Source organism: Halorussus salinisoli, assembly GCA_005239435.1.
GTDB lineage: Archaea > Halobacteriota > Halobacteria > Halobacteriales > Haladaptataceae > Halorussus > Halorussus salinisoli.
This window is the reverse complement of the sequence record ML241305.1, coordinates 503,644-516,887: the sequence shown is the minus strand read 5'-3', so window position 1 is coordinate 516,887 and position 13,244 is coordinate 503,644. Positions and strand designations below refer to the sequence as shown.

Sequence of the window (13,244 nt, the reverse complement as noted above, 5' to 3'; positions counted from 1 at the left end):
GATTCGTCGCACGATTCGTCACATTCGCCACGTTCAAGCCGTCTCGCTGCAAGCGTGGGAACATGACACGCTCCGTGTGGCTCAAGGCCGACGACGCGGTCGGCGACTGGGACGCTCGCCGGAAACGAATCACGGCGGGACTCGAAGCAGGCGTCGATTGGGTACTGGTAGACGCCGCCGACGTAGAACGCGTGCGGGAACTCGGCGACGTGAACGTCGCGGCGTTCACCGCCGGCGACGCGAAGGTGATAGACGAGGCCGAACCGCAGGTCGACCCCGACGTCTTCGTCGTGGGCAAGGACGGCGAAGGCGACGGTACCGTGGACCTGCCCACGGACTTCTCGGGGTCGGCGGACCTCTCGACGCTCCGGCGCGACGACAACCGGGCCGAAGGAGCGTACGTCCGCATCCTGAGCGAGGACTACGAGGCGTTCGCGGAGGAGGCGGCGTCGGAGGCCGACTACACCATCGTCGTCGGCGAGGACTGGACCATCATCCCCCTCGAAAATCTCATCGCGCGCATCGGCGAGGAGACCGACCTCGTCGCCGGGGTCACGTCGGCCGAGGAAGCCAAGACCGCGTTCGAGACGCTCGAAATCGGGAGCGACGCGGTGCTGTTGGACACCGACGACCCCGACGAGATTCGCCAGACCGTCGAGGTACGCGACGAGGCCGAGCGCGAGACGCTGGACCTGGCCTGGGCCGAGGTCACGGCGGTCGAACGCACCGGGAGCGCCGACCGGGTGTGCGTCGATACGGGAAGTCTGATGGACCACGACGAGGGGATGCTCGTCGGGTCGATGTCGCGGGGCCTCTTCTTCGTCCACGCCGAGACCGCCGAGTCGCCGTACGTCGCTTCCCGGCCGTTCCGAGTGAACGCGGGCGCGGTCCACGCCTACGTCCGGACGCCCGACGGCGGCACGAAGTACCTCGCGGAACTCAAGTCGGGCGACGACGTGCAGGTCGTGGACGTGGACGGCCACACCCGCGAGGCCACGGTCGGCCGGGTCAAAATCGAGAAGCGGCCGATGTTCCGGGTGGAGGTCGAGTTCGAGGACGGCGACAGGGTGGAGACGCTCCTCCAGAACGCCGAGACCATCAAGGTCCCCACCCGCGACGGCCGGAAAGCGGTCACGGACCTCGAAGTCGGCGACGAACTCCGGGTCTACCGCGAGGGCGGCGCTCGCCACTTCGGAGAGACCGTCGAAGAGAGTATCATCGAGAAGTAGTTACCGCGAAACTGCCTCGCTTTCGGCCGGGCCGTTCGGGCCGTCGCGCTCGGGGAGCGGGGTCGTACACCACTGACAGAAGTCGAGGTCCTCGTCCACGGCCTTGCCGCAGGACGGGCACTGGTCGCCTTCGTCGACGTCGTCGGGCGTGCGCTGGAGCGCCAGCCAGTAGGCGTCGATGGCGCTGAACAGGCGGACGACCCAGATGGGGAGCAGTGCCTCCAGCGGGAGGTCCTGAGTCGCTTCCAGCGCGGCGTCGAACGCGGCCCCGACGCCGGTCGCGCCGGTGGTCGCGGCGTCCGGAAGCGGGACGAACAGCAGTACGGCGCTGACCGCGAAAGCGAACCACATCAACGAGCGAAGCCACTCCCTGAGATAGACGTGGCCGAGTCCGGGGAGGAAGAACGCGAGTAGGGCGCCCAGCCACGGACGCTTTTCGGATTTCGTATGGGTCACTACTGGCGGGTAGCCGACCGACGTTAATAAATGCTGTCCCTGCGACGCTTTGCTGGCTGAACACGTTCGGCGGGCTATCCGCGTAACCGAAGCGGATTAACGGGTTCTATCGCGGGTTTTCTCGCCCGCTCGTCGAAACGTCCCGGGGCAGTGTTAGACGAGTAGTAGTTCGAGCGACAGTTGGCTTTTAAATAGTACTCGGTCGCCGTCAGGCCAACGTCTCGACCAGTTCGGCCAGCGTTTCGAGGTCGTACTGGCCCGGTGCGGTGGCGTCTTCCGGGTCCACCGGCGCGTAGCCGATTGCCGACCCGTAGAGCGGAGCGACCGCCCGCGAGTGGCGGCCCGCCGCACCCATCGCCATCGTCGCCACGCGCTCGCCCGCCGACGCGAACTCGTGAGTCACCGTGAGCAGGTCGAGCACGTCGCCGCGGTTCTCGGCAGTGACCGCGAGCTTGCCCACGTCGGCGCGGTCGGTGGCGGCTTCGAGGTCTCCGCGCAGGTCGGGTTCGGGCGGCGTGCGCTCGAAGTCGTGAACCGACGCGACGACCGCCGTGCCGGTCCGGCGTGCGCGCTCGGCCACTCGCTCTCCCTCGCCCGCGGTCAGACTCTTGAGTTCCACGTCCACCGCGCCGACGCAGGCGAGTTCGGCGGCCTCCGCGAGTTCGGCGAGACGGGTCTCGTCGTCGTCGGCCTCGCCGCCTTCCCACGCCGCGCGATTGGTGGCGAGGACGGGCAACTCGCCGTCGTAGTCGTCGAGCGCGGCGAGCGGGTCGTCGGCGAGGTCCATCCGGAACTCCACCGCGTCGGCGTGCTGGCGCGCTCGGGGTTCGGCGCCGAGGTCGGTGACGCTGGCCGCGAGGACGAACTCCTCGAAGTTCATGTCTTGGTGTCTGTCGGGTGCGTGGAAAAGTGTACTCGTTCCGGAGACCGAACGATAGGCCGACCAGACCACGCCGTCTGGGTGGACTGAAAGGGGCCGCCCGCTCGCGGTCACACTCGCTTCGCTCGCGTGACCGCGAGCGGGCGGAGGCTTTCTAACCGGTTACTACTTCGACTTTGCCTCGACCTATTTCCGACTCTGACCCCGTCCGACCTCGACCCACTTCCGACTCCGACCACTCACGACGAAGACGCGTGACGAGGTGAGAGGTAGCGACTCCTCGAACCGATCAGACCGCACAGCACGGCACCGCTACCGTACCAGCACGTGCCGGTTTGAGGCACAAACACATTTCCTAAATGAACGAAAATAGTGTCCTAAGGAACGAAAATACGTCTACGTCTCGCTCGACGCCCGAAGACTACTCGTCCGAGAACGGCCGGTGGCTGACCACGTAGCGGTCGCCGTCCTGACGATACTCCTCGACGGTGTACAGTTGCAACTGGCGCTCCTGCTTGGTCTTGACCTGGAAGTCGTAGTTCTCGGACTCGTAGCCGAGTTGTTGGTCCGCCGCGAACTCCCGGTGGACGGCCAGTCGCTCGCGGTTCTTCTCGTCGGCGAACGCCCCGATTTCGGTGAGGCGGTCGTCGAACACCTCGCGGAACTCTCGACTGAGTTCGTAGCCCACCGAGTTGCGCCCGGCGACCATCGCCGCCAGCGTCGTGGTGCCGGTCCCCCAGAAGGGGTCCAGCACCGTGTCGCCGTACACCGAGTACATGTTGACCAGACGGTAGGGCACCTCGAAGGGGAACGCCGCCGACCGCGTGCGAAGTTCGTCGTGGTCGAGTTGCTGGCCCTCGCCCTGCACGTCGGTCCAGAGGTCCGAGAACCAGTCGTTGCGCTCCTCCCAGAAGTACGCCGCCTCGTACCGGCGCTCGGCCCCGGTCTCGAACGACCGCGACTCGCCGCCGTTTCGGAACAGCAGGACGTACTCGTGTTCGAGGGTCGCGTAGGCGTTCGGCGGCACCATCCCCGACCCCATGAACTTCGTGAGTCTGTTGGCCGGCTTGCGCCACAGCACGTCCGGCAGGAGGTCGAACCCCCGTTCGCGGAACCGGGTGATGAGTTCGGCGTGGTTCGGGTAGAGTTGGAAGCCGTCGCCGACGCTCCGGGTCGCGTCGCCGACGTTGACGGCGGCCACGCCGCCCTCCACGAGGACGCGGGAGAGTTCGTCCCACACTGGGTCGAGCGCGGCGTGCATCGCCTCGAACGCGGCCTCGCCGTCTCCCTCGGCCAGCAGGTCCTCGATTCGATGGTCCAACTCCGCGAACAGGTCGTCCCACATCTCTATCATGGGGTACGGCGGCGAGGTCACGACGAGTTCGACGGAGTCGTCACTGAGCGCGGCCATGTCGCGGGCGTCGCCGACGTGTATCCGATGTTCGGTCTCCATCCGCTCTGTAGCCCCGTCTCTGGGGGGACAAAACTCTCTTTCGGTTTTGAACCGTCTGTAACTTTGCAGAACGAGCGAACGCGGGTCGTCGGGCCGAACTCAGGCCATCGCGGGGGCCTCTTCGGCCTCCAGCAGTTCGTGGTAGCGGTTCCGGATGGTGACTTCGCTGATGTCGGCGACCTCGCTCACTTCGGCCTGGGTCGTCTTCTCGTTGGTCAGGAGCGCGGCGGCGTAGACGGCCGCGGCCGCGAGACCGACCGGCGACTTCCCGCTGTGGACGCCCTTCTCCTTGGCGGTCTGGAGCAGTTCGCGGGCGCGGTGTTCGGCCTCGTCCGAGAGGTCGAGTCCCGAGGCGAACCGCGGGACGTAGCTCTCGGGGTCGGCGGGCTTGACTTCCAGGTTCAGCTCTCGGACCACGTAGCGGTAGGTCCGGGCGACCTCGCTCTTCTCGACTCGGCTCACGTCGGCGATCTCGTCGAGGCTCCGCGGGACGCCCGCCTGTCGCGCGGCGGCGTAGACGCAGGCCGTCGAGACGCCCTCGATGGAGCGGCCGGGGAGGAGGTCCTCGTCGAGCGCCCGGCGGTAGATGACCGAGGCAGTTTCGCGGACGTTGTTCGGCAGACCGAGCGCGCTCGCCATCCGGTCGATTTCACCGAGCGCCTGCTTGAGGTTGCGCTCCTTCGAGTCGCGGGTGCGGAACCGCTCGTTCCACTTGCGGAGGCGCTGCATCTTCTCGCGCTGGCGCGACCCCAGCGAGTTGCCGTAGGCGTCCTTGTTGCGCCAGTCGATGTTGGTCGAGAGACCCTTGTCGTGCATCGTGTTCGTCGTCGGCGCGCCGACCCGGGACTTCTCGTTTTTCTCCTTCGAGTCGAACGCGCGCCACTCCGGCCCGCGGTCCACCTGGTCCTCGTCCACGACCAGACCGCACTCCTCGCAGACGGTCTCGCCGTGTTCGGTGTCGGAGATGAGATTACCGTTGCACTCGGGGCAGGCGGTAGACTCCTCTGATTCTTGTTCGACTTCTTCTTCTTCGGTTCGTTTGACTCTCGTGCTTACGTCTGACATGTTGACTCCTCGTTGACGGAGATGGCGCGGGCTACCGGGCAGGGAGAACCTGGAAAACCCCGGACTCAGTTCCTTGACCTTGCGTTGTTCCGAAAGGTATTTAGTATTTTCGGAATTTAATTTCGCGCGTCTCGTGAACGGGTGTCACACCGGCGCGAGACGGCGGTCTGGCTCTCCACCACCAAAATTTTAAACACCCTTATTTTGGGACGAGTGTGTCAGTCGGTCGATTTAACCTACGGGGGTTCTAACTCCCGGCCGATGGTAACTCAGACCGAGCGAGTCGTCTCGTTGGCCCCGAGCGCGACCGAGACCTTGCGGGAACTCGGCGCGACCGACCACCTCGTCGGCGTGACTCATCACTGCGAGGCGGACGTTCCACCGGTCGGTGGCTGGCTCAACCCGGACTACGAGGCGGTCGCCGACCGCGACCCCGACCTCGTTCTCACCGCCGACGACCTACAGGCCGACATCGCGGCCGACCTTCGGGAGCGCGGCCACGAGGTGTTCCACGCCGCCCCGGCCACGCTGGACGAGGTCGTCGCGTCGTTCGCCGACCTCGGAGCGGCGGTCGGTCTCCCCGACGAGGGCGCGGCGCTCGCTCGGCGCGCAGAGAGCCGCCTCGACCGCGTTCGGCGTCTCACCCCCGACTCCGGTGCCTTGCCGGTCGTCTACTGCGAGGAGTGGTCCGACCCGCCGATGGCCGCGGGCAACTGGGTGCCCGAGGCGGTCGAAACCGCAGGCGGGCGCTATCCCTTCGTCGACCCCGGCGACCGCTCGCGGGAGGTTTCGACCACGGAGGTCGAGGCCGCCGACCCCGACCACGTCGTCGTCCACGTCTGCGGCCACGGGGCCTGCGCCGACCCCGACGCCATCTTCGACCGCGAATGGGACGTCCCGGCGCTCGCCCGAGAGAACGTCCACGTCCTCGACGACTCGCTCCTGAACCAGCCGAGCCCTCGCCTCGTGGAAGGAGTCGAGACGTTGGCCGGAATTTTCCACCCCGACGCGCTCGACGCCTAACTGTTCTGCCGCTGGCCGCTTGCTCGAACCCACGCTTTCGTAACCGCCAAGTCGGCCGAGCGTCTCCTCACGGCCATGCGAGTCGGCGTCGGGAGTACGAACCCCATGAAGCGAGACGCGACCGAATCCGCCCTCGCGGCCGTCGCGGGCGCGTCCGTCGAATCGGTCGCGGTCGAATCGGGCGTGAGCGAACAACCCTTCGGCGAGCGCGAGACCGTCGAAGGCGCACAGAACCGTGCCCGTAACGTCCTCGACGCGGGCGAGTACGACCTCGGCATCGGTCTGGAAGGCGGTGTCGCCGAAGTCGAAGGCGCGGACGGACTCTTCTTGATCATGTGGGCGGCCGCGACGGACGGCGACCGGACCGGACGCGGCGCGGGACCTCGCCTGCGACTCCCCGAATCCATCGCTGTCCGCGTCCGGGACGGCGAGGAGTTGGGTCCGGTGATGGACGACGTACTCGACGTGGAGAACGTGGCCGAGAAGCAGGGCGCGGCGGGCGCGTTGACCGGCCACGCCATCGACCGCGAAGGCGCGCTCCGGCAGGCGGTCGCCGGAGCGGTCGGTCCCTTCGTGACGGACCTGTACGAATAAGAACGGCGTCGGTCGTCAGTCGTCGGTCGGTTCCGCCGAGTCGGCGACGGTCCGTGCGTCCCTGCTCTCCTCGACTGCGGTCGTCAGCGAGACGTTCAACACGAACATCGAGACCACGCCGCCGACCAGCGTGACGACGTTCTTGACGGCGTGGTCGAGGATGGCCGCGCCGAGCGCGACGGCGGGCGAGAGCGGCGTCAGGCCGACGACGAGCAGGGTGAACGCGCCCTCGTAGAGACCGACGCCGCCGGGCGACAGCGGCAGGACCTTGGCGAGGTTGCCCACGCTGACCGCGAAGAAACACACCGCGACGAGCATCACGAGCGAGAGCGAGACGTTCGGGAACGCGGTCAGCACGAGGAGGGCCGTCACCACGTCGAGCGTCCAGATGACGAGACTGCTCGCGCCGACCGTGAGGAAGGCGCTTCGATTGCCCGCGACCGTCTGGACGTCGCCGGTGAATCGCTCGATGACGCCCGCCACGTAGTCGGCGTACGAGTCGTTGCTCAGTCCGGAGACGGCCCCGCGGACGAAGTTGCGGTCCGACCGGGCGCTGGCGACGATGACCACGACGGCCAGGATGGCCGCGAGACCGACCCCGCCCGCGACGTACACCGCGGTCTGTCCGCTACTCCCGACTTCGCTCCCTGCGGGACCCGACCCCAGTAGCGTCGATTCGAGACCCGATGTCGTCCCCGTCACCGCGAGGCCGACGAGGACCACGCCCGCGAGCGTGGTGATGGTCAACAGGTCGAAGACGCGCTCGACCGCCAGCGAGGCGAACCCCGTCGGATACGGAATCGAGCGCCGGGCCTTCACGACGTAGGCGCGCACGGCGTCGCCCGCGCGGGCCGGGAACACGAGATTGCCCGTCTGACTCACGAAGATGGCCCCCGTCAGGAAGCCCGCGTCCTCGGTGTAGCCCAGTTCTTCGAGGATGTCCCTGTACCGGGTGCCGCGCAGGGGCCACGAAATCAGGTAGACGAGCGCGGCGAGACCGACCAACGCGGGGTCGGCACGGCTCATCTGCTCTAAGACCTCGCCGAGCGGGAGGTACCTGCCCATCAGGAGAACCGCGACGATGGTCAGGAAGATACCGGCCACGATGGAGACGCGCTTGGTGATGTGCGGTTGAACGCTGAACTCCCACCAGCACCGCATGATCTGGCTCCCCATGCCGAACACGTCACGGACGATGTCCACCTTCGAGTCGCCCTTCGGTTCCCAGTCCACCGCGAACTCTTTGACGTCGTAGCCCCGGCGCTGTGCGCGCACGAGGACCTCGGTGTCCCAGAACCAGTGTTCGTCCTCGACGTCGTCCAGCACGTCGAAGAGGGCGGCCCGGTCGAACGCCTTGAATCCACACTGGTGGTCGCGCATCTCCGACCCGAGAAAGCTCCGAGTCAGGCCGTTGAACCCCCGACTCGCCACGTCACGCTTGGCGGGCCGGTCGGCCGTCTCGCCCGGCATCCAGCGCGACCCGGTGGCGAAGTCGTACCCCCCCGACCGGACGCTCTCGACTAGTTCCTCGAGGTGCTTCATGTCGGTAGCGAGGTCCGTGTCGAAGTACACCAGCGTATCGCCGTCGGCGGCCTCGAACGCGCGATTCAATGCACCCCCTCGGCCCAGTCGCTCGTCGCTGTGGTAGTGGCGTACTCGCTCGTCCTCTGCGGCCATCCTGTCGGCGATTTCGGGCGTACGGTCCTCGCACCCGTCCTCGGCGACGATGACTTCGAACGTCCCCTCGGGAAGAAACTCGCCTAACGTGGCGAGCGTCGTCTCCACCGTGTTCTCGATGGTCGCCTCCTCGTTGTAGGCAGGAAGGACGACGCTCACTTCGACTGTACGACCGCTCATTATCAAAGAGAGTCTTCGCGGCCGCCTAAGTACCTTCTGCTCCGTTCCGGTAGTCTTAGGTGTCTAGGCTCCGCCTTGCGGCGTCGTTTACCCGAATTCACGCCGAAAACGCCTCGTGGAGACGAGACGTGGCGTCGTTACGCTCGGTAATCTCGGATTACTCCCCGACGCGGCCCGTAGTCACACCGGACGTTCCGTCGACCGACCCGCGGCGACGGCCAGGTATCGTCACTCGAAACTCTCGATTAACCAGCTGTACCAACAGGCCCCTTGGGGGTCCTTTAGTTCAAGTAGAACAGCTATGAAAACGCAAGAGGGAAGCGTGTTAACTCCACGTACCAAATCCCCTAAGGCGGTTTCCGTCCAAGTGAGAAGTACGTCATGAGCACGACCGCAACTGCTGGCACGACCACCCTGACCGACAAACAACAGCGCATCCTCCAGTTCCTCCGCGAGAAGGGCCAGATGAAGACCTACTTCAAGTCCCGACTCATCGGCGAGGAACTGGGCATGACCGCCAAGGAAGTCGGTGCGAACATGACCGCCATCGCCGAGGGCGAGTTCGACGTGGACGTGGAGAAGTGGGGCTACTCCTCTTCCACGACGTGGAAGGTCACGGTCTGAACCCGGGACGACGCTCCCGAACGCGACGCAGTTGCTGGCACGCGCTCGGGGAGGGGTTTCTCGCTTTCGCCGTCCTTCGGTCCTCGTTTTTCGTCTCCGTTCCGCCTGCTACCCCGTCAGAGTTCTCGCCACGACTGCTCGGGCGACCAGTCGAGCATCGACTCCGCCTTCCCTCCGTCGATTAGGCTCTCGTACCCCTCGAACGAGTTTCGGAGCTCGGCGTCGTAGTGGTCCACTAACTCGGAACTCGGCGCGTCCACGGTCGTATCGCTGGCCGCCCCGAAGAACACCTCGTGACCCGCGAAGTCGGCCTCCAGCGCCCGAATCGTGAGTGCTACCGCGTCGCCTCGGTGGAGGTACGCGAACAGCGTCTTACGGGCTTTCTCGAAGAAGCCAGCGTCTCGCACGGCCTCGGGCGTCCGGTCCGCCTCGGCGAAGACCGTCCGGAGGTGTTCGTCGGTCGTGACGAGCGGAAATCGGAGCGAGGCAATCGTCGTCGGCGCTCGCTCGCGCCGCCCGAACCCGTCGGCGACCACCTCGGCGACCTGCTTGCCGAGACCGTAGGGATTGCTCGGGGTCAGGGGATGGTCCTCGTCTACGGGCAGATAGCGCACGCCCACCTCGTCCTCGAAACCCCCGCCCATCGCCGAGAGGCTAGACGCGAGAACCACCGTCTCGACGTCGAGGGCCTCGGCGGCCTCCAGAACGTGGTACGGCGTCTGGGCGTTGCTCCGGAAGGTGACGTGGCCGGGAGTCCGGTCGGGGCGGGGAATCGTCCCGAAGTGGGCTACGGCGTCGGGGTCGGCCCGGGCCAGCGACCCGTACACCTCGCCCGGGTCGAGCAGGTCGGTCCGGAGGTACCTGTCTGCAATCCCGTCGTCGGGCTTCCCGCGACTCAGATTGACGGTCCGGTAGCCCCGCTCTCGGAGCGCCGAGAGCAAGGCGGAGCCTAACTCGCCGTTACCACCGGTTACTGCGACGGTGTCCATGAAGAGAGACGGTGTGCGGGCGACCGAAAAGCTACGGGTCGAACGAGATGAAGCCGTCGGCCTGTGCGGCGAACGTCGCTGCCTCCTCGCCGAACGAGTCGGCGTACCGGACCAGAAGCGTGATGACCGTCTCCGGCTTTCGGACCGAGTAGCCGTCCTCGCGGTCGAGCAGGCCCGCCTCTTCGAGGCTGGCGGCGTACTTGCTTACGGTCGGTCTCGACACGTCCAGTGCCTCCGCGAGGTCGCTACCCGTCGCGTCGGGGTCGCGCAGCAACTCGATGAGCATCCCGCGCGGCGTATCCCTGCGGAGATACCCCAGTGCGACTTGCTCGAACGGGGCGAACTGCTCGGCCGGATAGAACCGCCGGTAGTCGCCGTCGCGGCGACTCTCGACCACCTTGGCTTCGAGCAACTGTCTGAGGTGGTGCTGTGCTTCACCGGTTCCCAGTTTGAGGTCGTCGCGGATCTTCGAGAAGTGCGCGCCCGGCGTGGTTGCGACGTAACCCGCGATGGCGTCGCGGGCCTCGCTCTCGCCGCCGTCGTCGCCGCCGAACTTGGCGAGCGGTGTCGCGGCCCCCAAGACCGCGAACCGGCGGAGGGTCGCCCGCTTATTTTCATCCACTTCGGAGCGCTCAACCATCTACGTATATAGGTCATCATCGACACCTAAAATACCTTCGTTTGGGGGAGCGTCACACGCCCGAGTGGTCGGCGTTCACCCGGAGCGCGCGCTACGAGCGTACTCGCGGCGACTCGAGGCGACCTATTTCAATATAGGTGAACTAATTTATAACAGTTGGTCACGGCTCGCGGTGTCACGAATCGGCGGTACCGTGACGCAGAAAGAAACCGAACGGCGGTTCGACTCACTTCTCCAGCTCGGCGTCCATCTCGGCCTGCACGTCTTCCAGGTCGGGGTCCTCCTCGTCCATCTCCTGGATGACCTCGTCGGCGCTCTTGATGTTCGCGGGGTCTTCGCCCTCCTTGATGGCCTGGGCCTCCTTCTCCATCGCTTCCACGTCCATCTCGGCCTCCTCGTCGATCTGGCCCAGAATCTCCTCGATGTTGTCGAGACCGATGAGTTCGCGGGTCTCGGCGTCGAAATCGAGGCTGTCGAGTTGCTCGCCATCGGTCTCCACGTCGCTGCCGGTCAGGTGCTTGCCGTACCGGCCGACCAGCGACGATAGTTCCTGGGGCAGGACGAAGGTCGTGGACTCGCCCTGACCGATGGATTCGAGGGTCTCCATGCCCTTGTCGATGACCGCGCGCTCGCCCATCGACTCGGCGGACTTGGCGCGCAGGACGGTCGAAACCGCGTCACCCTGGGCTTCCAGAATCTGGCTCTGCTTCTCACCCTGGGCTCGGATGATGTTCGACTGCTTGTCACCTTCGGCGGTCTCGATGGCGCTCCGGCGCTCACCCTGCGCTTCCAGAATCATGGCGCGGCGTTTACGCTCGGCGGAGGTCTGTTGCTCCATCGCCTGCTGGACGTCCTTGCTCGGGTTGACTTCCCGAACTTCGACGCTCTCGACGCGAATCCCCCACTCGTCGGTGGGTTCGTCGAGTTCGCGCCGGATTTTGGCGTTTATCTCCTGGCGCTTGTTGAGCGTGTCGTCGAGTTCCATGTCGCCCAGCACGGCCCGCAGGGTGGTCTGGGCGAGGTTGGAGACGGCGCGCTTGTAGTCCTCGACTTCGAGGAAGGCCTTCTTGGCGTCCATCACTTTGATGTATACCACGGCGTCGGCGGTCACCGGCGAGTTGTCGCGGGTGATGGCCTCCTGCCGGGGCACGTCCAGCGTCTGGGTCCGCATGTCGAAGCGGTGGGTCGCGCTCACGAACGGCGGCACGAAGTTGATACCGGGTTCGAGGAGCTTTCGGTACTCGCCGAACACCGTCAGCGCGCGCTTCTCGGTCGCGTCTACGATTTCGACCGACTGCCAGATGGTGATGACGGCCAGTGCGAGAACCAACAGAGCGACTACTGTGAAGCCACCTACGGGGGCGGCCTGTAGTGGAACCAACATACTTGGACTGTTAGCAAGAACGAATGTTAAGCGTTCCCCTCACCGTCGCCTCTCGAACGCCGAAATTTTATCAGGTGCCTTCTGTGTCCGTCTCGCGTTCACCCTCGGGGTCGGTCTCGACGCTCTGTCGCCCCTCGCGCAACTCGCGGTCGATGGGGTCTTCGATGGCCTCTAAGGCCTCGACCGTGACGACGTTGCCCCCGCCAGGGTCGACGACCATGACCTCCGCGCCCTCCGGAATCTCGTCGCGGACGCTCCGCGCGGCGTAGTAGGGGTTGAAGCCGCCTTCGTGGAGCTTTATCTGTCCGTCCTGTGGCGAGACTCGTTCGGTGACTCGGCCGGTCTGGCCCTTCAGCGAGTCGGAATCGCGGGTCCGCGCGACGCCCTTCCCGCCGTAGAGGTCCAACTCCCGGTAGGCGTACAGCGAGGCCGCACCGAAACCGAGGACCAGCGCGGCCAGCACGAGCGGCGAGGCGGCCGGTCCCAACAGCACTCCGACGAGTCCCGCGAGCGCGAGCGCGACGCCGAGGACGATGAAGTGCGCGCCCGGAATCAGCGCCTCGGCGATAGCGAGACCGATGCCGGCGACGAGGAGCAACAGCGGGAGCGAGTCCAACAGCGGTGCCATGTCTACGTCTTAGAATTCAGACGGGTTAACGTTTTGCAGTCCGCGTACGGGGAGTGGCCCGATACGCGATGGCAAGTCGACCAGTCCACGGGTTTCGCTCCGCCGACCAGTCTACCGTGAGTGGGACGAATGGGCCGGGGCTTTCTAAACACCCTTGCTGAACCGCTGCCGTCCGTTGTCACCGATGAGCTCGTTCGTCGCTCCCTGCCGTAGCCAACCCTTTTGCCGATGGGGCGCGTACGTCCGGCCATGTCGGACTGGAAGTACGAGACTGACGAAGTAGGCGAAGACGGCTACGAACCCGAGGAACCGGACCCGCTAGAACCGGGGTCGCCGTCGGTCGAGAACGCCTTCTTCGTCGCCCTCGGCGTCGGAACGATGCTGTTCGTCTTCGCTCGCATCGTCCTCCTCGCCGGGTGAGG

14 protein-coding genes are annotated in these 13,244 nt (G+C 65.9%); 5 read left to right on the top strand and 9 right to left on the bottom strand.

All coding sequences use genetic code 11. From position 1 onward, the window contains the following. The first annotated feature begins 62 nt into the window (after nt 1–62). Nucleotides 63–1,229 carry a 3-dehydroquinate synthase II gene (locus tag E2484_RS02660; protein WP_137283672.1) on the top strand — a complete coding sequence of 389 codons (1,167 nt, stop codon included), beginning with the start codon at nt 63–65 and terminating at the stop codon, nt 1,227–1,229. Here the strand turns inward: E2484_RS02660 and E2484_RS02655 are convergent, their stop codons facing one another. From E2484_RS02655 to E2484_RS02640, 4 genes are all read right to left on the bottom strand, one after another. Next, nucleotides 1,230–1,685 (bottom strand): DUF7575 domain-containing protein, encoded by a 456-nt coding sequence (locus E2484_RS02655; protein ID WP_137283671.1) that lies wholly within the window; start codon nt 1,683–1,685, stop codon nt 1,230–1,232. Between the two features lie 208 nt (nt 1,686–1,893). Continuing rightward, complete coding sequence (locus E2484_RS02650; protein WP_137283670.1) at nt 1,894–2,565, bottom strand: type I 3-dehydroquinate dehydratase; 672 nt, start codon at nt 2,563–2,565, stop codon at nt 1,894–1,896. A 421-nt stretch (nt 2,566–2,986) separates the two neighbouring features. Further along, nucleotides 2,987–4,018: a DNA-methyltransferase gene (locus E2484_RS02645; RefSeq protein WP_137283669.1), complete on the bottom strand. Its 1,032-nt coding sequence runs from the start codon at nt 4,016–4,018 to the stop codon at nt 2,987–2,989. A gap of 99 nt (nt 4,019–4,117) precedes the next feature. After that, on the bottom strand, nt 4,118–5,083 hold the full coding sequence (locus E2484_RS02640; RefSeq protein ID WP_137283668.1) for a transcription initiation factor IIB: 966 nt from the start codon (nt 5,081–5,083) through the stop codon (nt 4,118–4,120). Nucleotides 5,084–5,344: 261 nt separating this feature from the next. Here E2484_RS02640 and E2484_RS02635 point away from each other — a divergent pair, with 261 nt between their 5' ends. Both E2484_RS02635 and yjjX read left to right on the top strand, forming a co-directional pair. Then, nucleotides 5,345–6,106 carry a cobalamin-binding protein gene (locus E2484_RS02635; protein ID WP_137283667.1) on the top strand — a complete coding sequence of 254 codons (762 nt, stop codon included), beginning with the start codon at nt 5,345–5,347 and terminating at the stop codon, nt 6,104–6,106. Between the two features lie 75 nt (nt 6,107–6,181). After that, complete coding sequence (gene yjjX, locus E2484_RS02630; RefSeq protein ID WP_137283666.1) at nt 6,182–6,700, top strand: inosine/xanthosine triphosphatase; 519 nt, start codon at nt 6,182–6,184, stop codon at nt 6,698–6,700. Nucleotides 6,701–6,715: 15 nt separating this feature from the next. Here the strand turns inward: yjjX and E2484_RS02625 are convergent, their stop codons facing one another. Continuing rightward, nucleotides 6,716–8,557: a flippase-like domain-containing protein gene (locus tag E2484_RS02625; protein WP_137283665.1), complete on the bottom strand. Its 1,842-nt coding sequence runs from the start codon at nt 8,555–8,557 to the stop codon at nt 6,716–6,718. Nucleotides 8,558–8,938: 381 nt separating this feature from the next. Here E2484_RS02625 and E2484_RS02620 point away from each other — a divergent pair, with 381 nt between their 5' ends. Next, on the top strand, nt 8,939–9,181 hold the full coding sequence (locus E2484_RS02620; protein ID WP_137283664.1) for a DUF7123 family protein: 243 nt from the start codon (nt 8,939–8,941) through the stop codon (nt 9,179–9,181). Between the two features lie 116 nt (nt 9,182–9,297). On the opposite strand, the gene E2484_RS02615 is transcribed toward E2484_RS02620, so the two are convergent. The 4 genes from E2484_RS02615 to E2484_RS02600 all read right to left on the bottom strand — a co-directional run bounded on the left by E2484_RS02615 (nt 9,298) and on the right by E2484_RS02600 (nt 12,822). Next, nucleotides 9,298–10,170: an NAD-dependent epimerase/dehydratase family protein gene (locus tag E2484_RS02615; RefSeq protein ID WP_137283663.1), complete on the bottom strand. Its 873-nt coding sequence runs from the start codon at nt 10,168–10,170 to the stop codon at nt 9,298–9,300. A 31-nt stretch (nt 10,171–10,201) separates the two neighbouring features. Further along, complete coding sequence (locus E2484_RS02610) at nt 10,202–10,810, bottom strand: winged helix-turn-helix transcriptional regulator (RefSeq protein WP_137283662.1); 609 nt, start codon at nt 10,808–10,810, stop codon at nt 10,202–10,204. A 226-nt stretch (nt 10,811–11,036) separates the two neighbouring features. After that, nucleotides 11,037–12,194, bottom strand: coding sequence for an SPFH domain-containing protein (locus E2484_RS02605; protein WP_137283661.1), 1,158 nt, complete (start codon nt 12,192–12,194; stop codon nt 11,037–11,039). 70 nt (nt 12,195–12,264) lie between these two features. Beyond that, nucleotides 12,265–12,822 (bottom strand): NfeD family protein, encoded by a 558-nt coding sequence (locus tag E2484_RS02600; RefSeq protein WP_137283660.1) that lies wholly within the window; start codon nt 12,820–12,822, stop codon nt 12,265–12,267. Between the two features lie 249 nt (nt 12,823–13,071). On the opposite strand from E2484_RS02600, the gene E2484_RS24680 reads away from it, so the two are divergent. Beyond that, the gene (locus tag E2484_RS24680) at nt 13,072–13,242 is read left to right on the top strand and encodes a DUF7312 domain-containing protein (protein WP_170977214.1); all 171 of its coding nucleotides are present in this window, start codon (nt 13,072–13,074) and stop codon (nt 13,240–13,242) included. Nucleotides 13,243–13,244: the final 2 nt, after the last annotated feature.